Below are 20,038 nucleotides of genomic sequence, written 5' to 3'. Positions count from 1 at the left end.
CCTTTCAGGTGCATATATGGCCACCCTTTCCCTGGCATCCACCGCATTTCTCATGCCCGGTAATGTGGCATGGGCTCCTTTGGCCCGACATGCACAGTTGCAATTTTGTCCTCAAGGTCAATGGCAGCCGATGGCCGCTTGTGACGGACATCTGGTGCTCTGGTTTTGGGAACAACTGCTGACCGACAGCGAATGCCAGCATTGGCACACCTTGGCTGAACCTGCATTGTCCGAAACCATCGACACCTGGTTGGAAGCATTGCTCTCGCCACTGCGGGGGCTCCCTCATCTTTATCTCGGTGCTTGTTCACTGCAAGGAGGCGGTGTGAGTGGCGCTCTTCACCCCTGGATGATGCAGCTGGATATCTGTTTTACCCGAGCACTTGCACGTCACCATATTAGGGATTTGGGGCTGGGTCGCTGGCTCTTTGAGCAGGGGCGAGCCCATTGTGTGGACGAGCGTAATCGTTACCTTCTTTCTTGTCCTCTCTCGATGCACGGCTTGACCAGCCTTGCCGACTGGATTGCCGCGCGTTGGATGCTTGATCAGGCGCCGATACGCAAGGTGCTGGTGCTCGATTGTGACAATACCCTATGGGGGGGGGTAGTGGGTGAAGAGGGGTTGACTGGCCTGTACCTTGGTCAGGACGGTCTCGGCAAACTCTATCAGTCGTTTCAGGATGCGGCGCTCTATTGGTATCAGCGTGGCGTGTTATTGGCATTGTGCTCTAAAAACGAGCCTGCAGATGTTTGGCTGGTGTTTGAGCAGCATGGCGCCATGAGACTCAAAAGGCGAAATGTTGCAGCGTCTGCCATTGGTTGGGGCTCTAAATCTCAAGGTTTGCGACATATTGCTGCCAGCCTCAATCTGGGGCTTGAGGCCTTGGTCTTCTGGGATGACTCCCCCCTGGAAAGGGCCGAAGTTCGCCATGCACTGCCACAAGTCGATGTTATTGAACCACCAGCAGATATTTGGGTATGGCCTACAACCTTGCTCACTTATGGGGGGTTCTCGCGTACCTTCAGTGGTGATGACGCTGTTCGTCAGGCCTCCTATCTGGCATTGGCAGATGCCGCCCGGTTACGTAGCGAGGTTGGCAGTGAACAACATTTTCTCGCCTCCTTGTCGTTGCGTGCGGCGATACAGCCGTTGGCGGTGGATAACCTTGCTCGTGCCGAGCAGATCATCCATAAAACCAACCAGTTTAATCTCTCCTGTCAGCGATATGAGGCGAGCGAGCTCAAACGGCTGGCGCAGTCTGGCTGGTGCTGGCTAGTGTCGTTGCAGGATCGCTTTGCCGATCATGGTTTGGTTGGCTTGGTGCTGATCATAAACCTCACGCCCAAACTGGCATTGCTCGATACGCTGGCTCTGAGTTGCAGAGTGTTGTCCAGAGGGCTCGAATATTGGTTACTGGATAGAGTCTCGGCTGCATTGCGCGAGGCGGGGATCGAGCGCTTGGTTATTGGCTCGAACCGTTGTGCACGTAATGAACCTGCGCTGACATGGTTGGCATCCCTGTCGTTGACCCCCTGTGATAATCCGGATCCCGCCCGTTTTTCCCATGAGCATTACCATAGTCTGGCGCTCGAACAGCTGAATTTGCCTTTTTTGGAGTTTTATCACCATGACTGATCTCTTCACTCTGTTGGAACAGCAGTTTCCTTCTGCAACCGTCACGCGAGGCGACTATCAATTGGGACTTGGGGCCTTTCCGGAATGGGATTCGCTCGGTCATTTCAATTTTCTGTTACTGGTTGAACAGACGTTCTCGGTTCGCTTCGAGCCTGAAGAGCTGGCGACGATGAAACAGCTTCAGGATGTTCGTGAGGCGCTGTTGCGTCGTGGTCTTGCCCTGTGATTGAAGCTCTCTCTCATATTCTTGGCTCCCTCGGGATCGCACGAGGGAGCGCTATAATGGTTCACTCTGACGCCATGGCTGTGGCCCAGTTTCCAGGACGGGGCAATGAAGCCGGCATACATGCTTTTTGGTTGGGGATGCAGGAGTGGCTTGGAAACGAGGGCACTCTGCTGGTGCCAACATTCACGTATAGCCTGACTCGTCAGACCTGTTTCGACAGGGCGACGTCTCCCAGTGAAGTGGGCCTGATGACGGAGCAGTTTCGCACTCTGCCAGGGGTTGCGCGGACCCGCGATCCTATATTCAGCGTTGCGGTATGGGGAGCGGGGCGTGACCAGGTGGTTGCAGCAGGGGGTCATGACTGCTTTGGTGAAGAGAGCCCCTTCGCCTGGTTGGCGGCCCACGATGGCTGGATTGCCGGTTTTGCCTGTCATCCCGATCGCATTACCTTCACCCACTATGTCGAGCAGCAACTAGGTGTCGATTATCGCTTTATGAAACGCTTTGAGGGTGATGTCCGCGAGCAGGGAATGGTGCGCCCCTGGTATTGTGACTACTTTGTGCGAAGACTCGATCTGGCCAGCGAGATAGACCTCTCCCGTCTGGTTGAAGCCCTTAAAAATCAGGACAAATGGCACCAGGGGGTGTTTGGACGGTTACCTGTCTGGGCCGTACGCTGCGCCGACTTTGCCGCGGTGGCAAAAGAGCTGATCGCTGTCCATCCCCATGCGCTTATCGGGGAGGGAAGATGAAACTGCACCATATTGGACTGGTGGTGGCCGAACTGGATCTTGGCGTACGTTATTGCTGCGAGACCCTCGGGCTTTCCCGCTTTAGCGAGCCGGTGCTCGATCCGTTGCAGCGGGTGCATATCTGTTTTGCCTATGATGATGCGGGGATTTGCTATGAACTGATTGCACCGGCCAGTGATGATAGCCCCGTCAGTCAGGCGCTACGTACCCGTCATAACCTGCTCAATCATCTGGCCTATGAGGTGGCTGACTTGGCAATGGCTGCCGAAAAACTGCGGGCCCAGCGTCATCTTCCCCTCGGGCCTAGCCAGCCCGCTATCGCGTTTGGCGGCGCCCACGTTCAATTTTTCCTAAGCCCGCTTGGGCACATTGTCGAATTGGTTCAGCATACCCATGACTCCTGACACGGATTTTTTACCTGCAGACTGGCAAGACCCGACGCAGATTGGCCAGGCCATGTATGATCTGGCGGTGCGCCTTTATCCTATCAATCGCAGTCTGACCGGTAATGGCGTTCGAGAAAGCCTTGCATTGCTATGCCATTGCCTGCCGGAGTTGCAGGTTCACGAAGTGCCGACCGGTACTGAATGTTTTGACTGGCAAGTGCCTGAAGAATGGAACGTACGCGAGGCTTACATAGTGGGGCCGGATGGGCGTCGGGTAGTCGATTTTCGCGATCATAATCTGCATCTGGTGGGGTATTCAGAGCCTGTTGATACAATTCTGTCCCTGGAAGAACTGCAGCCGCACCTGCACTCGTTACCGGAGTTGCCTGATGCCATTCCTTATGTCACTTCCTACTACCGGCGTCGGTGGGGCTTTTGTCTGACTCACAGGGTTCGTGAACAGTTGCAGCCAGGGCAGTACCGGGTAGTGATCGATGCGACGCTTGCTCCGGGGTCACTGACTTATGCCGATATGTGTTTGGCAGGAGAGAGCAAGCAAGAGATCCTGCTGTCAAGCTATCTTTGCCATCCATCCATGGCCAACAACGAGCTTTCGGGTCCCTTGGTCGGTGTGTTTTTGATGGCCTGGCTCGCCAGTATGCCGCGTCGCCGGTATAGCTATCGCCTCATATTAGTGCCTGAAACGCTGGGCGCCATTGTGTACCTGTCACGCCATCTGGCATACCTCAAGGCACAGACGCTGGCGGGGTTCAACCTCTCTTGTCTTGGGGATGAACGTGGTTACTCCTATTTGCCCTCACGCCGTGGTGGCACATTGGCTGACAGAGCCGCATTGCACGCTCTTGCCCACATTGACCCGGGATTTCATCGTTTCAGCTTTCTGGACCGAGGTTCCAATGAGCGTCAGCTGTGCGCTCCCGGGGTTGACCTGCCGATCGCCTCGATTATGCGCACAAAATATGGTTGTTACCCTGAGTATCACACCTCGCTTGATGATCTCTCTCTCGTAACTCCTGCTGGCTTGGCGGGAGGCTTTATGGCGGTGCGCAGGGCAATTGAATGTATTGAGCTGGATGGACGTTATCGAGTAACGGTGCTTTGCGAACCACAAATGGGCAAGCGCGGTCTCTATCCGGATCTGTCGACCCGCTGGTCAGGATGGGCTGTGCGAGACATGATGAACCTGCTTGCTTACAGTGATGGAGATATGACCCTGTTCGAGATTGCCGAGACGATCCACATTCCATTCTGGCAAGCCCGCCAGCTGGCAGACATGTTGCTTGAAGCGGACTTGCTCAGTCTGGTCTAGGTGCTTAACAGAGCTGCCAGCTCACCTTCCAGCCAATCGGCTAATCCAAGCCAGTCATGGCGCTCTTGACATGCCAGCAATGCGGCAATGATTCTGGCTGCCTCGCTGCGATGTTCGTGTGGGAGCGCCAGCAAAACCTGTTCGAGTAAATCAGGAAGGGTCAGAGCACTCTCCACATGGTGGCCGAGCCGAAAACGGTGGGCGAGTGTGATGCAATGGTGTTTGAGCGTCATGATACAAAGTCCGGATGATATTCACTGCCGAGCAGAGCAGCACCATCTCGGCTGCTGTTCCAGAAATGAACTTCGGGATGGGCTGCCATATAGCGTTCTAGCTCAATTTGATAGGTTGTGAAGTTGGGATTGGTGCTGACCCGGTTCCCATGACCATCCACGACCCAGCTCAGTGCCTGACTGGCGCTGGGGCCGAGAGCTCCGTCTTGCCAGCCGGCATGGGTCTGGCCACCGGGGAAGGCAAAATCGCAACCAAGCAGGAGTACCTCAGTGCATCCGATTTGTACTGCCAGATCGACGGTCGGATGAATGACGCTTCCTCCCTGATGCAGGGTTCCCTTGGGATGTTTGCGAGCCAGCGCTGCATACATGGGACTGACTGAGTAGGTGGTAAGCCGTGGGCCTGGCCAAGCATTCAGAGTGTCGGATGGTACCATGGGCGCGTAGACAAGAGGGACTGTATCCAACCCTGCCCCTGGCAACCTGTCTGGGGTAAGCGCATCATCAATACTGACCACTAAATGAGGCGCAAGGCCATAACTGCGTAACGAAACCAGCGCTGTATCGACGCAAATCACCAGCCAGTCGGGATGATGTGCCAGCCAGCCAGCCAGTTTTGGCAGATGTTGTGCTAGGGTGGGTCCACTGGCGATGACCAGTGCACTGCTATCAGAACGAGAGCCAAATAGAGAGCTCACGTCACCATCTTTTGCCACCAGAGACATATTCTCAGCCAGCCGGCTTAAGATCCGTGGCGATGCAGGATCAAAGCGTTGGCGAGTGTACCCGGCCAGTATCTCGCTAATCAAACGCCCACGAATGCGGCAGGCCGCATCTTCGGCCAGCTCCAGTTCGCTGGGGAGGGCGAAGAAGGGGAGGACAATCTCCTGTTCATCGGCCGCGAGGCTCAGCTCTACCCGGGGGTCTTGCAGCCACTCGTCGTGCTCGAGCAAGGCCAGCACCAGAGTGAAGAGATTGTGGTGCATGATATGGACATGCAGGGTTTCTAACCGGGGGCGTGTCAGCAACACCTTCTGCAGATCGCCGAGTCCGGTGCCATAAAGATGCAGCACGGGTACATCGGGAAGAGTTGCCGCTTGCAGTTCGGCCTCCTTCACCCGATCGTGCCGGCTGGTGAGCTGGATGCCATTGACCAGCAGGGTGCTGCTGAGGCCTTCACACAACTCCACCTGCAGATCGCCCAGCTGTGCCACCGTGAGGTGGGCAGCAAGCTGTGGCCAACGCTGTTCGATGATCGCCAGATGGTGGCGCAGCAGATCTTCATTCATCTTGTGCAATCCAATCCCAGTTGAGAGGCTGATTGGCTGCCATGTCGCGGTTGACCCGCTTGCCGATGAGCCGATCGTAATCGGCCGGGGGCAGGCCGAGGGCGGGGCGCACCGACTTGATATGCTCTGCGGTGAGCACCTCGCCGGCGGCCATCTCCTTGACCAGATAGAGGGAGCGGCGAAACGCGCGGTTACCCTGTTCACTGGCTGTGAGCTGGTAATCGGCCACTCCGAGGGCGGCATGGGCGGTATTGACCGAGGTTACCAGTTCGGTAAGTTCCGCCGGCTCCATGGAGAAGGCGCAATCCGGCCCGCCGTCGGCGCGGGCCAGGGTGAAGTGTTTCTCGATAAGGGTGGCCCCGAGCGCGGTAGCGGCGATGGCTGTGGCCGACCCCAGGGTGTGATCGGAGAGCCCCACCTCGACCCCGAAGCGCTGGCGCAACATGGGGATGGTACGCAGGTTATATTCGGCCGCCGGCGCCGGATAGCCGCTGACGCAGTGCAGCAGCGCCAGCTGGCCGTTGCCGTGCTTGAGTGCCATCTCGACCGCGGCGGCAATTTCGGCCTCGATCGCCATGCCGGTGGACATGATGAGCGGCTTGCCGGTCTGGGCGGCGTAGCGAATGAGGGGCAGATCCACCAGCTCGAAGGAGGCGATCTTGTAGGCCGGGCAATCGAGGGATTCCAGCTGATCCACCGCGCTGAAGTCGAACGGGCTGCTAAAGACCGTCAGTCCCAGCTCGCGCCCCTTGGCAAACAGCGCCTGGTGCCACTCCCAGGGGGTGTGCGCCCACTCATAAAGATCGTAGAGGCTGTGGCCATCCCACAAACCACCGTGGATCTGAAATTCCGGTCGATCACTTTTGAGGGTGATGGTATCCGGGCGGTAGGTTTGCAGCTTGACGGCGCTGGCACCCGCTGCTTTGGCGGCGGTCATGATGGCCAGGGCTCGGTCCAGATTGCCATTGTGGTTGGCCGACAGTTCGGCAATCACATAGGGGGCCTGTTCCTGGTTGATGGGGCGATGATCGATCTGCATCTGTGTTCAGATTCCTGTGCCAAGTTGCCAGCCTTGCGGCGCCGGCTGCCAGGGGGCAGGGGGCGCTATCTGCGGTGGCTCGGCAAGATAGAGGGGAAATTGGGAGAAAATTGTTTGCAAGCGATGTGCCAGCTCTTGCCACTCCGTGGGCTGAAGTGACCGGGTGGCCTGCCATGTCAGGTGCTGACCGTCCAGAGTCAGGGTTAGCAGTGGTTTGTCATCGTGGCGTAGTTGCCACTGTTGACCATCAGGTAACAGCTGATAATCCGATTGTTGCAGCAACCAGGCGGTGAGTCGATCCAGCCCCAGCCCGTCCACCTGTTGCTGGCCACGGCGGCGGTAGTCGTCTGACTGTTGTTCAAGCCGGTGCAGGGTTTGCAGGAGCAGCTCAGGCTCGGCCAGCTCGCTCAGAGTCAGCCGCTCGGCCAGCTGGAAGCGGGCGATCACCTGGTCGTTGAACTGCTGATTGTCGACGATGGGCACCGCTAGGGTCGGCAGGCCGAGACAGGCTCGCTCCCAAGTCATGCCGCCCGCAGCGCCAATGGCGAAGTCGTGTCGGCTCATCAGGTCGGCCATCTGGTCGCTCTGACTCAGCAGGGTGAGCGGCAGATCGGGCAGTTCGGCAACCCTTTGTTGCAGCTCGGGCCAGAAAGGATTGGCCCCACCGGCTACCAGAGTCCAGCTGACGGTTTTAGCCCATGGCAGTCGAGCCAGCGTGTTGAGGGTGACGAGGCAGGCGCCGGCGGGATCGGCGCCGCCAAAGCAGACAAGGCCCCGTTGCCACTGACTGGCGTGTGGCCGCGCCAGCTGGCGATAGGCGGGGCGCAGGAGGGCATAGTCGGTACCCAGCAGCAGTCGGCAATCGGCTTGGGTGAGCGGCTGGTAATCGGCGGCGCTGCGCAGTGGCCCCTGATCCAGCAGCAACTGACCATTATGAGGGCGATCGGCCAGATCGTCGATCACCAGCAACTGATCACAGTGGATTGCCAATGTCTGCTCGATCTGCCGATCAATCTGGTAGTGATCACATACCAGCCACTCCGGACGCAAGGTGGGCAATGGGCCTGCGTCGTCCAGAGCGCAAAGGGGGTGATGCTGGTGGGATTGAAGCAGTGGCAACAGGTGGGCCGGTAGCTGATGGCAGAGAAAGTGGCACTCGGCGCCAGCCGTTATCAGCCGATCGGCGATGGCCAGACAGCGCATCAGATGACCCAGGCCGATCTCGGCGCCGGCGTCGAGCCGGAAGGCAACCTTAAACGCCATCTTGGGCCAGCACTTGATAGAGCAGTTCGGCCAGATGCCAATCTTCCGGCGTATCGATATCGACCACCCTGTGTCTTGGCAGAATATGGCCAATCCCCTCTCCACCGATGGGGCTGATCCCGCCCAACCAGGCAGCCCGCGTCCCCCAATAGTACTGGCCAGCATCCTGATAGGCAGGCTCCAGATCCTGAGAGCGTTTCGCCATCTGTTCTGGCCAGAAGGGGGTGACCCGGCCCTGCTCATCCATGCGCACGGCGCGCTGGATAGGGAAGCCGAATTCAGCCACCGTGTAGACAAATGGTGCCTTGTTTGCGGTCAGCCGCTGATAGGCGGCCTTCAGGTCATTGGCCTGGATAAGCGGCACCGTGGCATAGATGCAGCAGTAGTGTTCTGCCTGGATGCCGAGCTGGTCGAGCCGCTGGATGGTGTCGATCACCACAGGGGTGGTACCTGTGTGATCATCGGCGAGGTTGGCTGGCCGCAGAAATGGTACTTCCGCGCCCAGTTGACGAGCAACCTTGGCAATCTCCTCATCATCGGTGGAGACCACCACCTTGCTGAAACAGCCAGATTTCTGCGCCGCCTGGATGGCATAGGCGAGCATGGGCTGACCACAGAAGAGGAGGATATTCTTGCGTGGAATGCGTTTGCTGCCACCCCGGGCCGGGATAATGGCGATGGCCATAGATGGGCTCTCTCCGCTGGATTAATGACTGGTCAAAGCCAGGATAATCGATGACAACTCTTTGATTATTTTTGATATTATACTGGTTTTTCTGCTTGTATTATCGATTTTTGCTACGGAATGGCAGCAGTGTGGTCGATAAGAGAGACAGTTCATGAAAAGTGGATGGCGTTTAAGATGAGCTATGGCGTTGAGTTACGCCCGATAGAGCCGTGGGATCTTCTTGCCTTGCGGCGTTGGCGCAATAAGGATGAGGTGCGAATGCAGATGGTATCCCAGACGCGTATTTCGCCACGGCAACAGCGCCAATGGTTCGCCGCCACCCTTGAGCGGCAGGATCAGCAGCACTGGGTGCTCTGGTGCAAGGGCGTGCGAGCGGGCTACGTCAATCTGAAAGGTGAGTGCCAGGACGCGCTACAGGGGCAGGCGATTGCCGATGCGGGACTCTATCTGGGCAACTCGACCGTGCGGCATCCCATGCTGGCCGTTGCTGCTGCCTTATCCCAGCTTGATCAGGGTTTTGACGAGTTGCACATCGGTTGTATCCGCACTTTGGTTCGGGAGAACAATCGCTCGGCCCTGCGCTTGAATGAACAACTGGGTTATCGCCAGATAGGGCAAGAGAACGGATTTTTTGCATTGGAACTGCTGCCTGCGGATTACTATGTCGCCCGTGAGCGGCTACGGAGATTTTTCAGATGACAATCGCATTGGAACAGGTTTTTGCCGAGGCTTTGGGTCTCGATATCGGCAGCGTCAGCGATGGGCTGGCCTACAATAGCATCCCGCAGTGGGACTCCGTCGCCCACATGGGGCTGATTGCCCAGTTGGAGGATAACTACGGCGTGCTGCTCGACACCGATGACATTATCGACATGAGTTCGGTCGGCAAGGCGCGCGAGATCCTGGCCAAGTACGGGGTCGCTTTCTGATGCAGGGGCTGTCGCAGGGCAAACGTGTGTTGATCACCGGTGCCGGGCGTGGCATCGGTCTTGCCATCGCCCGCCAGTTTGCTTCTCAGGGGGCTGAACTGTGGCTGGGAGGCCGTGATGAGGTGACGATGAGCCAGCTGGCGACCGAGATTGGTACCGAGTTTGGCGTGCCTTGCCAGCCTCTCTGTTTTGATGTGGCTGATCCGTCGGCGGTCAAGCAGGCTTTTCAGCAGCTGTTTGCTCAGACTCGTCAGCTGGACGTGTTGGTCAACAATGCCGGCATGCTGGAAGAGGCGTTATTGGGGATGGCTAACCAGACCCATCTGCAAAAGACATTCAGCAACAATACCTTTAGCGTGATCTACTGCAGCCAGTATGCCGCCCGCCTGATGCGGCGCAGTGGTGGTGGCAGCATCATCAATCTCGCCTCCCTGATGGGGCAGGTGGGGGCCGCCGGGCTAAGCTGCTATGCCGGCAGCAAGGCGGCGGTGATCGGTATTACCCAGTCACTGGCCAAGGAGCTGGCCGCCAGCCAGATCCGGGTCAATGCCATTGCCCCCGGGTTTATCGATACCGATATGGCGCATGCTATCCCGCAAGAGAAGTTTGCCGAGCGGGTGGCCAGCATCGCCATGGGACGGATTGGCACGCCAGATGAAGTGGCCAAAGTGGCCCTGTTTCTCGCGTCCGACTTGTCGAGCTATGTGACCGGGCAGGTGATTGGGGTCGATGGGGGGATGGTGATTTGAACCGGCCTGATTTGCTGGCCCATCTGGTTGAGGGTAACAGCGAGCCCGCCTGGCGAGACCCGCAAGAGGGGTGGCTCAGTTATGGTGAGCTGGCCCAGCGTGTGGCGCAGTTGGCCACCATCTATCCTGCCGGTCGCCATTTGGTCTACCTGCCATTTGTGACATCCACCCTGCATCTGCTTCACTACTTGCTGGCCCTGCGTGATGGCCACGCCATCATGCTGGCCGATCCTGCACAGGATGCCCGGTTGCACCATGAGCAGTGCCAGCGCTTTAGTGTCAGTCTGCGGGTATTGGAGGATGGGGCAGTTGCGCATCTTGGCGATGCGCCCTCGCTTCACCCTGAGCTGGCCATGCTGCTGCCGACATCGGGCAGTACAGGTTCCTGCAAATGGGTGCGATTGTCGCGAACCAATCTTGATGCCAATGCCGCGGCCATCGCCGAATATCTGGCGCTGAACGGGCGTGAGCGAGCCATCACCTCATTGCCACTTTTTTACTCCTTCGGTATGTCGGTGCTCAACAGCCATCTTTTGGCTGGTGCCTCGCTGGTTTTATGTACTGCCAGTCCCCTTGAGCGCCACTTCTGGGATGAGGTAAATCGCCATCAGGTCACCAGCGTGGCGGGGGTCCCGTTTACCTTTCAGATGCTAAACCGCTTGCGTTTTGAGTGGGCCCGCTATCCCAGCCTGATGACCCTGACCCAGGCCGGAGGACGACTTGAGCCGGCACTGGCAAAGCAATTTGCCGAACAGGCAGCTGCGCTGGGACGCCGTTTTTTCGTGATGTATGGCCAGACCGAAGCGGCGCCGCGCATTGCCTGGCTGGCGCACGATGAAGTGATGATTGCCCCGGATGCCATCGGCCGTGCCGTACCGGGCGGGCGTCTCTCTCTGCGTCATGAGCCCGGCTTTCCCGACGGGGAAGGGGAGTTAGTCTACCAAGGGCCAAATGTGATGCTTGGCTATGCCGAGCGCCCTGAAGATCTGGTTCGGGGACGTGATATGGATGCGCTCTTTACCGGCGATCTGGCTCGTTGTGATGAGGCGGGCCGCTTCTATCTGACCGGGCGACTCAACCGTTTCCTGAAGCTGTTTGGCAAACGGGTAAGCTTGGCTGAAGTGGAAGCCTGGTTGCAGGGGAGGGGCTATTCCAGCGCCGCTACCGGCCGCGATGATCGCCTGTTGGTAGCCATCGAGGCAGACGCGTGCCCCAGTGATGCACTACAGCTGGAGCTGGCCCGCTGGCTGATGGTGCCACCATCAAGCGTGCGTATCTACCAACACCATTTGCCACGACGCAGCAATATGAAGATTGATTATCCGGCCCTATTAACAGCGCTGGAGCAGCTATGAACAGGCTGTTTGATGCGCCGGTTTTCGGGCTGCCCCAACAGGAAAAAAGTGGGCTGCTCCTTGCTCGCCTGAATGAATTGACGCAGCGGCACGGGCAGGGGTGTCCAGCTTTTGCCAATATTCTGTCGGCGTTTGGCTGGGGTCAGGCTTCGACCTATCAAGAGCTTCCCTATCTGGCCGCCCGCCTGTTCAAATTGGACCAATGGCAGAGCGTGCCGCAAGACGAGGTGTTCAAGGTGCTGACCTCCTCTGGCACTACCGGAACGCCGTCACGAATTGTGCTGGACAGGGAGACCGCCGCCCTGCAGAGCAAGGTGCTGGTGAAGATCCTGCAAGAGTTTGTCGGCAAGCAACGGTTGCCCATGCTGCTGGTGGAGCAACCTGCCCTTATTCAAAACCGCAGCGGCTTTTCAGCCCGAGGAGCCGGTGCGCTGGGGCTCTCCTTCCTTGGCCGTGACCATACTTATGCCCTCGATGAGCAGATGCGGCCCAACTGGCCTGTCATCGAGGCCTTTTGTGACAAATATGCGGGCCAGCCGGTCCTGTTGTTCGGTTTCACCTTCATGGTCTGGCAATGTCTGCTGGAACCGCTGCGTGAGCGAGGTCTGCAACTGCCGCTGACGCAGGGCACGCTTTTTCACAGCGGTGGCTGGAAGAAGCTGCAACACCTAGCGGTGGATAATCAAGCTTTCAAGCAGTGTTGCCATGAACAGCTGGGGCTGAGTCGGGTGCACAACTTCTATGGAATGGTGGAGCAGGTGGGATCGGTGTTTGTCGAGTGCGAGCAGGGCCATCTGCACGCCCCGCTTTTTGCTGATCTGCTGGTGCGGGATCCGCTGACCCATCGACCGCTCGGGATCGGCCAACCCGGTTTGTTGCAGGTGATCTCTGCCATTCCCCAAAGTTATCCAGGCCACAGTTTACTCAGCGAAGATCTTGGTGTGCTACTGGGCGAGGATGATTGTCCCTGCGGTCGTCGTGGCCGCTATTTTCATGTATCAGGACGTCAGCAAGGCGCCGAGGTGAGGGGATGCAGCGACACTTTCCAGTGATCCGGTCAGATGCAGAAGATGCCATGTGGCAAGCGGGGCCCGAGGTCGCTTTCGTGGCTCCCGTCAGTGGCTGGCAAGGTTTTGTCATTCGCCCGTTACCAAGCTTTGCGCCCGTCATCTGCAACTTTGTGGCTGCGCTCTCTGCTCGTCTGCTGAAGGAGGGGCGAGAGAACCCGGATCTGGCCGCTTTTGGTTTTTGGTTGCGGCAGCGCCAGATTGAGGTACAGCGTAAACGCATGGCAGGGCGCGCCCCGCTGGGGATGGTTTTTCATCTGGTCCCCTCCAACGTGCCGACCGTCGCGTTCTACTCCTGGGTCATGGCGCTGCTGATGGGCAATGGGTCCGTGGTACGTCTCTCATCGCGCATCGACCCGGTGCAAGAGGCCATGCTGGCCATCCTGAACGAGCTATTCTCTCTGCCCGAGTGGCAAGAGATTGCCTCGCGTACCCGTTTTATCCGGTATGACCATGACGAGCGCGTCACCGCCTGGCTGTCGGCCCGGTGTCGGCTTCGCATTATCTGGGGAGGTGATGAAACCATCAGCCGGGTACGGGCTATTCCGCTCTCACCCCGTGCTCAGGAAATCGTGTTTCCGGATCGCCGCTCCATGGTGGTGTTGGATAGCCAATGGCTCGCCAACCTGGATGCTGCTGCGTGGCGGCAAGTGGTCGCGGCTTTGCAACAAGACTTTACCCGTTTCAATCAACAAGCCTGCGCGTCCCCCACCACCATTTGCTGGTTGGGCACTCCCACCAGTGCGTTGCGCCGTTGTCTGCTCGAAGGGATCTTCGCCCCATTTGCAGATAATCCCTTCCTGATGATGGAACGCCTTATCAATAGTCAACAAAATGCCGCCTATGATGGCCAGATGAAGCTTGACACCTTCTCTGGCGTCACCTTATTGACTCCCACCGCCTCTTTGCGGCTTGAACACATCGGAGGAGGTACAGTCGCCGAATTTGTTGCCGATACCCTTGATGAGTTGCTGCTACAGCCTTGGGATATGCAGACCTGTGTCTGGGTTGGGCCAGATAAAACGCGGCTTGAGTGTGAGCTACCGCTGTCGCCTTGCTGCCGTATCGATCGGGTGGCAAGTCCGGGACAAGCGCTGGCATTCGAATGGCTCTGGGACGGCATCGACATGCTGGTGGCCTGCAGCCGTCAGCTTGATCGTATTGAATAGTGGATTCCAGGTCACATAAATCAAGTCATATCAATGAATTAGATTGGTCAGGCACGGCTCTTGCAGTAAATATTGCCATCAAGGGCAGGAAGGGTTGACAGAGACCGTGCGGTAGCCTTGTCCATTTTCTCCAATTCGCTTCTTTTTTACTCTACTTCTGGATCCTCTATGAAAGTCAGCGTACTGGTGCCGGTGTATAACCTTGGGCGCTTTATCGAGCCCTGTCTGCTAAGTCTGCTGGAACAGCAAACCAATTTCGATTTTGAGGTCATTGCCATTGATGACGGCTCGAGCGATGACTCCTGGGCCATTATGCAGCGGCTGGCGCAGCAGTGGCCGCAACTCAAGGCACTACAGAATTCGCAGAATATGGGGTTGGCCAAGACCCAGAAACGCTTGCTGAGAGAGGCCACCGGTGAATATATCGCCTATGTCGACGGGGATGATCTTGCTCTGCCGGGCAAGCTGCAGAGCCAGGCCGATTATCTTGATACACACACTGGCTGCACGCTTTGCTACCACGAAGCGGAGATGTTTGATGATGAAACTGGCGCACGGATCAAGCTATTCACACGCGATTATTACAATGCTCGCTATCTTGAACCCGTGATGACACGGGAGGAATTGATCCGCTTCGGGGTGTTCGTCAATGCCAGTTCCATAATGTTTCGCCGTTATGAAGGGATGGAAAATGCCATCGATGAGGGGTGCAAGATCATCCTCGATTATCCCTGGCACATCTTGAACCTCTCCCACAATCCGGGGACGCTGGATTTTATCCCCGAATTATTGGGCCGCTATCGCTTCCATATCCAGAGCTTTGGCGGACAGACCCGCAAATCGGCAGAACGTCGTGAGCAGTCGCTGCGTGATCTGCTGCGTGCCTGTGATAACGCCGCTGCGTTTGGGGCGGATCCCGTGGCCATTGCCCAGGGGCGTGCCCATCACTATTACTCTGCCGCACTCTACTTTCTGCGGCAGGATGACGTAGCCCGCTTCACGCAGCTTATCGAGCAGTCAGTTACCGAGGTAGCGAAGCTGGCGCCAGGCTGGTTCTTCGATGAGCGACATCAACTGGCTTGGATGCAGCGAGCTTATCCAGCACGGGTCATGCAACAACTGTTTGGAGAGGCGGCATGAGTTATCAGGCGATCGTCATTGGCGCCGGGCTTTCCGGTGCCGTGATGGCTGAGCGAATGGCCAGCCAGCTCGGTTGGAAGGTACTTGTGCTGGAGCAGCGCGATCATATCGGTGGCAACTGCTTTGACGAGTATGATGAGCATGGGGTGTTGATCCATCGCTATGGACCGCACCTCTTCCATACCGATAACAAGGAAGTCTGGGATTACCTCTCGCAGTTTACCGAGTGGCTGCCTTATGAGCATCATGTGTTGTCACGCATCGACGGGCAGCTGGTGCCGATCCCGTTCAACCTGACCAGCATCGAGCGCTGTTTCCCCGCCGACAAGGCCGCCGCCATGATTGAGGCCCTGCGCACCCGATTTGGTGATGGAGCCAGAGTGCCAATTCTGGAACTGCGCAAAGAGGCGCATCCCCTGCTGAGTGAATTGGCAGATTTTATCTATCAGAAAGCCTTCATCAACTACACCTGCAAACAGTGGGGGGTTCCGCCCGAGCAGATCTCCCCCGAGGTGACGGCACGAGTGCCCGTGGTGGTGAGTCGGGATGATCGCTACTTCACCGATCCCTGGCAGGCGGTGCCGGCGGAAGGCTATACCGCAATGTTTGAGCGCATACTTGCGCACCCCTTGATTGACGTAAGGTTGTCGACCCCTATGGAACAGCATGTCAGGTTGGACTGGCTGCAGAAGAGGGTGCTGCTGGATGGTCTTCCTTTCGATGGCCCACTGATATATACCGGTAGGCTGGATCAGTTGATGCCGGCAGAGGGAAACTACCTGCCATATCGCTCACTGCGTTTTGAACATCGCCATCTGGCGCAAGAGCAATTTCAGCCTGTCACCACCGTCAATTATCCGAATGAAGAAGCCTTCACGCGGATCACCGAATTCAAGCATTTCAGCGGGCAGGTTCATCTCGGCACCAGTATCGTATACGAATATCCTTGTGACTATCAGCCGGAACAGGGGCTCGAGCCTTACTACCCGTTGTTTACCAACGCAGCCAAACAGAACTATCAGTCTTGCCGCGATGAATTGGCCCAGTTCCCGCAACTGATTGCTTTGGGGCGCCTTGCCGAGTACCGCTATTTCGATATGGATGATGCCGTCGACAATGCGCTGCAACACTATCGACACCTAGCTCAGCCTATGACAGGGAGATAAGCATGATGAATTATCTATCGAAATTGGATGGAGCTCTGCAAGCGCAGCCGATCCGTGCCATTTCATGTGATGTCTTCGACACTTTGATCTTCCGTCACGCCGGAACCGTCGAGCAATTCTGGCATCAGCTGGCAGTACAAGCTTACCAGTTAGGTATTCTTTGCAATGACGATCCTGATGCCTTTGTCGAATACCGTAAAGAGGCTGAATCGATGGCTCGGCGTCAGATGATGCAGCGAGAAGGTCACAGAGAGGTGCGGCTAGAGCACATCTATGCTTGCTGGCCCAGCGCTCAGGGGGAGCAGTTGGCCCAGCTGGAGCAGCAGCTGGAATACGACAACTGGTGGCTTAATCCGGTACTGGTCGATTGGCTGCTCAGTCAGCAACAGCGCGGCCTACTGATCGTGCTGCTTTCCGATATGTATCTGCCTGCCAGCCTGTTGCAGCGCTTCTTCAGTACTAAGGCTCCGCAGCTGTTGCTGCATAGGATCTATGTTTCTGGCGAATATCGGGCCAGCAAACAGGATGGGGGTCTGTATCAGCGCCTGCTGGCCGAGCAGCAATGGCCGCCTGAATCGGTTTTGCACATTGGGGACGACAAAATTACCGACCTGCAGATGGCAAAGGCCTCCGGGCTAAGCGCCTGTCATGTTGGGTTAGGGGATGATTACCTCGCGCAAGTGAAGTACGAGCAGCGTCTGTTTCCTCTTTGCATTCCAGGCTTAGAGCGGTTGCGGCGCCAATGGCGCTGGCTGAGTGATTGCTCGACCAGCTCAGAATTAGCTGGTCGTATCTACGCGCCGGTCCTTTACGTGTTTGCTCGCTGGCTCATAGAGAGATGCCAGCAACAGGGTATCACTACGCTGTTTTGTCTATTGCGCGAAGGTGATGTTATCGCGCGTCTTCTTGCACAGATACCCGGACACAGACTGACTGTCAAGACTTTGGCGGTTTCCCGTCGTTCCAGCTTTCTACCCAGTCGAGAGTGGTCGCTGGATCTTGTGCATCAGCTCTGTCAGCGCCGTGGATATACGCTGACTGAGTTGCTTGAGGATCTGGGGTTGACATGCCCTGAGAGCTGGGTAGCGCAGCAGCATTGCACCCTGTCGGAGCTGGTACAAACGCCGCTCTGGTGTGAGGTGCTGAGCTGGTTGGAAACTGTCCAGCCGCAGATCGTTGCCCACTTGCAACAACAGCGGCAGTGGCTGCTGCAATACCTGGTGCAACAGGGGGTAAGAAACAGCTCCGAGATCGCTATTCTCGATTGGGGATGTGGTGGCAGCCTGTTACAAAATCTCCATCAGTTGGCTGGGCTGAATGATGTTAACTACTTCATGTTTTATGCCAGTCAGCGTGCGAGCCGGGTAGCGCTAAGCCAAAAACTGCAGATATTTCAGCCCGCATCATGCCAAGCATGGGCTCAGCAATTAGCGGCCTATCCTGAAATAAGCGAGATCTTGCTCAATGGTGCGCTCAGCTCGACCCGATGCTATCAGATAACGAATGATGGCCAGATCACGACCAAACCAGTTGCACAATCTGATGATGCGATCCTCGGTCGGCAATCGCGCGAGGCGTTTGTTGGCATCCTGCTGAGATGGGGTGAGCAAGCATCTGCAGCTGGCTGGATGGAGGAAGGGCCGTCACTCGCCGAGCGTCACTATCTGGTGGGAATTCTCTATCGTCTGACTCTTTATCCTATGTGGCATGAAGCGCGTGAGTTGGCCAATTTATCGTTGCCAATGGCGCCGGGATGCAGCCAGCCACTGTTGCCACATAGCCGCGTGCTCGAGCTTAAAGAACGAGTATGCAGCGGTGAGCAGGCATATCAGTTGTTATTGGATGGCACAGATCCGATTCTACGTAATACGGTTTGGTATCCTGGACTGGTAGCTCTGGCTTTCCCTGACCAATTACAGCAGTGCGGTGAGTTGGCTACCTATCAGGATGATGAGAAGGTTGCACCGTTGTTGTTACAGAAGTTACGACAGTCAGGTATTACCAAAACGGCGTTATATGGTGCTGGTGAATTGGGATTGAAAGTGTATGAGTTCCTTACTACACATGGTATCAATATTTGCTGCGTGATTGATCGTCGGGCCTTGAATAGTTGTATTCGATTGGGTGAACATCAAGTAATCACGTTGGCAGAGGCCAAAAGACGGGATGTGGACTGTTTTACGGTCGCGTCACGGGCCTTTGCCAGCGAAATAAGTGCCGAGATCCGGCTGCAGTACAATGATAAAACCGCTTGCACTAATATTATTGTCTTCAGATAGTAATATCGGTGTTTTATAAAACAAGTGAATCAATGAATTGAAAATAGTGATATTTTCGTATTCATAATATCAAGTTGTTATAGTGTTATGACTGTTTTAGTCGTGCACTAAAAGGAGTTAAAATGACTAATTCAATTAAGGCACCTGGGTTGTTTCAGGTTGAACTGACTAATTATTGCAATATAGATTGTACCATGTGCGCGCGTTCAGCAGGTCTGAATAGACCTATAGGACACATGGACTTGGATCTTTTCAAAAAAGTTGTCGATCAATCCCGTGAATATAAAATGCCGATCCATTGGTTACATCATTTTGGGGATACCTTGATTTATCCTAAATTGCGTGATGCTCTACAATATTTCAAGGCCCATGGTTATGGCCCTGGAAATGTTTCTACTAATGCAATTTTATTGAATGATGACAAGATTGATATATTGTTGGAGTACGGTGGAAATGTACTATGTTGTATTGACACTATGGATCCAGATGCTTATAAAAAAATAAGAAACAATAATCATTTTGAAAAAGTAAAAGGTAATATTGAAAAGTTCATCGCCGAACGTGACCGCAGGAATTCTGATACCGTAATTACGATACAGTTTTTACGTACTGCGCATAATATGGATGAAGATTTGACCATTATGATGGACCACTTTGGCCAACATGATAATGTTCGATTTATAGAAAAACGTACTGACAAGCATCCTAAAGGTGGAGATATTACTATTGTAGCATTGGATGACGAATTTAATCATAAACGGACTTGCTTTAAGATTCGTTCGGAGTTGTGTGTGTTATGGACTGGCGAGTGTGTACCCTGCTGTTGGGATGCTGACGGAGAGCAGATTATAGGTGATGTGCGTGATGAATCACTAGCTGATATCTGGCTGGGTGAGCGACATAAAAAAATGCAGCAACAATTATATAAGGGAGAAGAAGGCGTGTTGTCGCTGTGTGATAAATGCACTGGTCCTATCAGCGATAATATTATGGGGTTGAGAGAACAGGTCAATGCCCATGCTTTACGTTGGATTGAAGAGGGGAAGACGGTTGTGCTTGCTGCCGCCAGCAAGGCCATGTTTGATTTGTACGAAAAAACACAACTACGGAACCTGAATGTAGCGGCTTTTTGCGATATTAATCCGGAAGGGAAAGTACCCCCTGTTAATATTCCAGTCCTCCCGTACTCAGAAATTGAAAGGATCAAGCCGGATGCGATACTTATTTTCTCTCCAGCCTACAGTACGGAAATATACTTCCAACAGAAACATTGGCGTGAAGAAAATATTGAGATAGTAGTTCTCGGTGAATTTCTATAATCTGGTATGGTAGCAGGAGTACT

At 55.7% G+C, this 20,038-nt stretch carries 20 protein-coding genes; 15 read left to right on the top strand and 5 right to left on the bottom strand.

Annotation, left to right across the window (positions count from 1 at the left end; all coding sequences use genetic code 11):
* Positions 1–16 precede the first annotated feature (16 nt).
* From ACTG2T_RS01390 to ACTG2T_RS01370, 5 genes are read left to right on the top strand one after another with little or no spacing between them, the layout of a single operon-like run.
* On the top strand, positions 17–1,636 hold the full coding sequence (locus ACTG2T_RS01390; protein WP_330124507.1) for an HAD-IIIC family phosphatase: 1,620 nt from the start codon (positions 17–19) through the stop codon (positions 1,634–1,636).
* Positions 1,629–1,862 (top strand): acyl carrier protein, encoded by a 234-nt coding sequence (locus ACTG2T_RS01385; protein WP_111899742.1) that lies wholly within the window; start codon positions 1,629–1,631, stop codon positions 1,860–1,862. The genes ACTG2T_RS01390 and ACTG2T_RS01385 overlap by 8 nt, the downstream gene beginning before the upstream one ends.
* Positions 1,859–2,614 carry an AAC(3) family N-acetyltransferase gene (locus ACTG2T_RS01380; protein ID WP_407704244.1) on the top strand — a complete coding sequence of 252 codons (756 nt, stop codon included), beginning with the start codon at positions 1,859–1,861 and terminating at the stop codon, positions 2,612–2,614. Before ACTG2T_RS01385 ends, ACTG2T_RS01380 begins: the two co-directional genes overlap by 4 nt.
* Positions 2,611–3,018, top strand: coding sequence for a VOC family protein (locus ACTG2T_RS01375; protein WP_111899744.1), 408 nt, complete (start codon positions 2,611–2,613; stop codon positions 3,016–3,018). Before ACTG2T_RS01380 ends, ACTG2T_RS01375 begins: the two co-directional genes overlap by 4 nt.
* Complete coding sequence (locus ACTG2T_RS01370) at positions 3,008–4,330, top strand: DUF4910 domain-containing protein (RefSeq protein WP_439973770.1); 1,323 nt, start codon at positions 3,008–3,010, stop codon at positions 4,328–4,330. Before ACTG2T_RS01375 ends, ACTG2T_RS01370 begins: the two co-directional genes overlap by 11 nt.
* Here the strand turns inward: ACTG2T_RS01370 and ACTG2T_RS01365 are convergent.
* The 5 genes from ACTG2T_RS01365 to pseF are packed head-to-tail and all read right to left on the bottom strand — an operon-like array spanning position 4,327 to position 8,839.
* Positions 4,327–4,563, bottom strand: coding sequence for a hypothetical protein (locus ACTG2T_RS01365; protein ID WP_127007613.1), 237 nt, complete (start codon positions 4,561–4,563; stop codon positions 4,327–4,329). The two genes, ACTG2T_RS01370 and ACTG2T_RS01365, sit on opposite strands and share 4 nt — an antisense overlap.
* Positions 4,560–5,852, bottom strand: coding sequence for a motility associated factor glycosyltransferase family protein (locus ACTG2T_RS01360; RefSeq protein ID WP_330124506.1), 1,293 nt, complete (start codon positions 5,850–5,852; stop codon positions 4,560–4,562). Before ACTG2T_RS01360 ends, ACTG2T_RS01365 begins: the two co-directional genes overlap by 4 nt.
* Positions 5,845–6,891 (bottom strand): pseudaminic acid synthase, encoded by a 1,047-nt coding sequence (gene pseI / locus ACTG2T_RS01355; RefSeq protein ID WP_330124505.1) that lies wholly within the window; start codon positions 6,889–6,891, stop codon positions 5,845–5,847. Before pseI ends, ACTG2T_RS01360 begins: the two co-directional genes overlap by 8 nt.
* A gap of 6 nt (positions 6,892–6,897) precedes the next feature.
* Complete coding sequence (gene pseG, locus ACTG2T_RS01350) at positions 6,898–8,154, bottom strand: UDP-2,4-diacetamido-2,4,6-trideoxy-beta-L-altropyranose hydrolase (RefSeq protein ID WP_330124504.1); 1,257 nt, start codon at positions 8,152–8,154, stop codon at positions 6,898–6,900.
* On the bottom strand, positions 8,144–8,839 hold the full coding sequence (pseF, locus tag ACTG2T_RS01345) for a pseudaminic acid cytidylyltransferase (RefSeq protein ID WP_330124503.1): 696 nt from the start codon (positions 8,837–8,839) through the stop codon (positions 8,144–8,146). The genes pseG and pseF overlap by 11 nt, the downstream gene beginning before the upstream one ends.
* Before the next feature lie 165 nt (positions 8,840–9,004).
* Here pseF and ACTG2T_RS01340 point away from each other — a divergent pair, with 165 nt between their 5' ends.
* From ACTG2T_RS01340 to ACTG2T_RS01295, 10 genes are all read left to right on the top strand, one after another.
* Positions 9,005–9,541: a GNAT family N-acetyltransferase gene (locus ACTG2T_RS01340; protein ID WP_330124502.1), complete on the top strand. Its 537-nt coding sequence runs from the start codon at positions 9,005–9,007 to the stop codon at positions 9,539–9,541.
* Entirely contained in the window at positions 9,538–9,771 is a 234-nt protein-coding gene (locus tag ACTG2T_RS01335) for an acyl carrier protein (protein ID WP_021230851.1), read from the top strand. The genes ACTG2T_RS01340 and ACTG2T_RS01335 overlap by 4 nt, the downstream gene beginning before the upstream one ends.
* A complete protein-coding gene (locus tag ACTG2T_RS01330) occupies positions 9,771–10,520 on the top strand; it encodes an SDR family NAD(P)-dependent oxidoreductase (RefSeq protein WP_330124501.1) in 750 nt (249 codons plus the stop codon). Before ACTG2T_RS01335 ends, ACTG2T_RS01330 begins: the two co-directional genes overlap by 1 nt.
* Positions 10,517–11,875, top strand: a complete 1,359-nt coding sequence (locus ACTG2T_RS01325; protein WP_330124500.1) for an AMP-binding protein — start codon at positions 10,517–10,519, stop codon at positions 11,873–11,875. The genes ACTG2T_RS01330 and ACTG2T_RS01325 overlap by 4 nt, the downstream gene beginning before the upstream one ends.
* Positions 11,872–12,927 (top strand): LuxE/PaaK family acyltransferase, encoded by a 1,056-nt coding sequence (locus tag ACTG2T_RS01320; RefSeq protein ID WP_330124499.1) that lies wholly within the window; start codon positions 11,872–11,874, stop codon positions 12,925–12,927. Before ACTG2T_RS01325 ends, ACTG2T_RS01320 begins: the two co-directional genes overlap by 4 nt.
* Positions 12,906–14,111 (top strand): acyl-CoA reductase, encoded by a 1,206-nt coding sequence (locus ACTG2T_RS01315; RefSeq protein ID WP_330124498.1) that lies wholly within the window; start codon positions 12,906–12,908, stop codon positions 14,109–14,111. The genes ACTG2T_RS01320 and ACTG2T_RS01315 overlap by 22 nt, the downstream gene beginning before the upstream one ends.
* 168 nt (positions 14,112–14,279) lie before the next feature.
* Positions 14,280–15,251: a glycosyltransferase family 2 protein gene (locus ACTG2T_RS01310; RefSeq protein WP_330124497.1), complete on the top strand. Its 972-nt coding sequence runs from the start codon at positions 14,280–14,282 to the stop codon at positions 15,249–15,251.
* Complete coding sequence (gene glf, locus ACTG2T_RS01305; RefSeq protein ID WP_330124496.1) at positions 15,248–16,417, top strand: UDP-galactopyranose mutase; 1,170 nt, start codon at positions 15,248–15,250, stop codon at positions 16,415–16,417. The genes ACTG2T_RS01310 and glf overlap by 4 nt, the downstream gene beginning before the upstream one ends.
* 2 nt (positions 16,418–16,419) lie before the next feature.
* Complete coding sequence (locus ACTG2T_RS01300; RefSeq protein WP_330124495.1) at positions 16,420–18,696, top strand: HAD family hydrolase; 2,277 nt, start codon at positions 16,420–16,422, stop codon at positions 18,694–18,696.
* A 122-nt stretch (positions 18,697–18,818) separates the two neighbouring features.
* Positions 18,819–20,015: a radical SAM protein gene (locus ACTG2T_RS01295; protein WP_040067213.1), complete on the top strand. Its 1,197-nt coding sequence runs from the start codon at positions 18,819–18,821 to the stop codon at positions 20,013–20,015.
* Positions 20,016–20,038 lie beyond the last annotated feature (23 nt).

It is taken from the genome of Aeromonas sp. 75A (genome assembly GCF_051919425.1).
GTDB lineage: Bacteria > Pseudomonadota > Gammaproteobacteria > Enterobacterales > Aeromonadaceae > Aeromonas > Aeromonas veronii.
This window is presented reverse-complemented; position numbering and strand designations above follow the sequence as displayed.

What these genes read in the sequence shown, in the direction of transcription:
- ACTG2T_RS01320 (WP_330124499.1), top strand. Translation starts at nt 11,872, where the DNA reads ATGAACAGGCTGTTTGATGCGCCGGTTTTCGGGCTGCCCCAACAGGAA.
- ACTG2T_RS01335 (WP_021230851.1), top strand. Translation starts at nt 9,538, where the DNA reads ATGACAATCGCATTGGAACAGGTTTTTGCCGAGGCTTTGGGTCTCGAT.
- ACTG2T_RS01300 (WP_330124495.1), top strand. Translation starts at nt 16,420, where the DNA reads ATGATGAATTATCTATCGAAATTGGATGGAGCTCTGCAAGCGCAGCCG.
- ACTG2T_RS01365 (WP_127007613.1), bottom strand. Translation starts at nt 4,563, where the DNA reads ATGACGCTCAAACACCATTGCATCACACTCGCCCACCGTTTTCGGCTC.
- ACTG2T_RS01315 (WP_330124498.1), top strand. Translation starts at nt 12,906, where the DNA reads ATGCAGCGACACTTTCCAGTGATCCGGTCAGATGCAGAAGATGCCATG.
- pseG (WP_330124504.1), bottom strand. Translation starts at nt 8,154, where the DNA reads ATGGCGTTTAAGGTTGCCTTCCGGCTCGACGCCGGCGCCGAGATCGGC.
- ACTG2T_RS01385 (WP_111899742.1), top strand. Translation starts at nt 1,629, where the DNA reads ATGACTGATCTCTTCACTCTGTTGGAACAGCAGTTTCCTTCTGCAACC.
- ACTG2T_RS01375 (WP_111899744.1), top strand. Translation starts at nt 2,611, where the DNA reads ATGAAACTGCACCATATTGGACTGGTGGTGGCCGAACTGGATCTTGGC.
- pseF (WP_330124503.1), bottom strand. Translation starts at nt 8,839, where the DNA reads ATGGCCATCGCCATTATCCCGGCCCGGGGTGGCAGCAAACGCATTCCA.
- ACTG2T_RS01390 (WP_330124507.1), top strand. Translation starts at nt 17, where the DNA reads ATGGCCACCCTTTCCCTGGCATCCACCGCATTTCTCATGCCCGGTAAT.
- ACTG2T_RS01360 (WP_330124506.1), bottom strand. Translation starts at nt 5,852, where the DNA reads ATGAATGAAGATCTGCTGCGCCACCATCTGGCGATCATCGAACAGCGT.
- ACTG2T_RS01370 (WP_439973770.1), top strand. Translation starts at nt 3,008, where the DNA reads ATGACTCCTGACACGGATTTTTTACCTGCAGACTGGCAAGACCCGACG.
- ACTG2T_RS01310 (WP_330124497.1), top strand. Translation starts at nt 14,280, where the DNA reads ATGAAAGTCAGCGTACTGGTGCCGGTGTATAACCTTGGGCGCTTTATC.
- pseI (WP_330124505.1), bottom strand. Translation starts at nt 6,891, where the DNA reads ATGCAGATCGATCATCGCCCCATCAACCAGGAACAGGCCCCCTATGTG.
- ACTG2T_RS01330 (WP_330124501.1), top strand. Translation starts at nt 9,771, where the DNA reads ATGCAGGGGCTGTCGCAGGGCAAACGTGTGTTGATCACCGGTGCCGGG.
- ACTG2T_RS01340 (WP_330124502.1), top strand. Translation starts at nt 9,005, where the DNA reads ATGGCGTTTAAGATGAGCTATGGCGTTGAGTTACGCCCGATAGAGCCG.
- glf (WP_330124496.1), top strand. Translation starts at nt 15,248, where the DNA reads ATGAGTTATCAGGCGATCGTCATTGGCGCCGGGCTTTCCGGTGCCGTG.
- ACTG2T_RS01295 (WP_040067213.1), top strand. Translation starts at nt 18,819, where the DNA reads ATGACTAATTCAATTAAGGCACCTGGGTTGTTTCAGGTTGAACTGACT.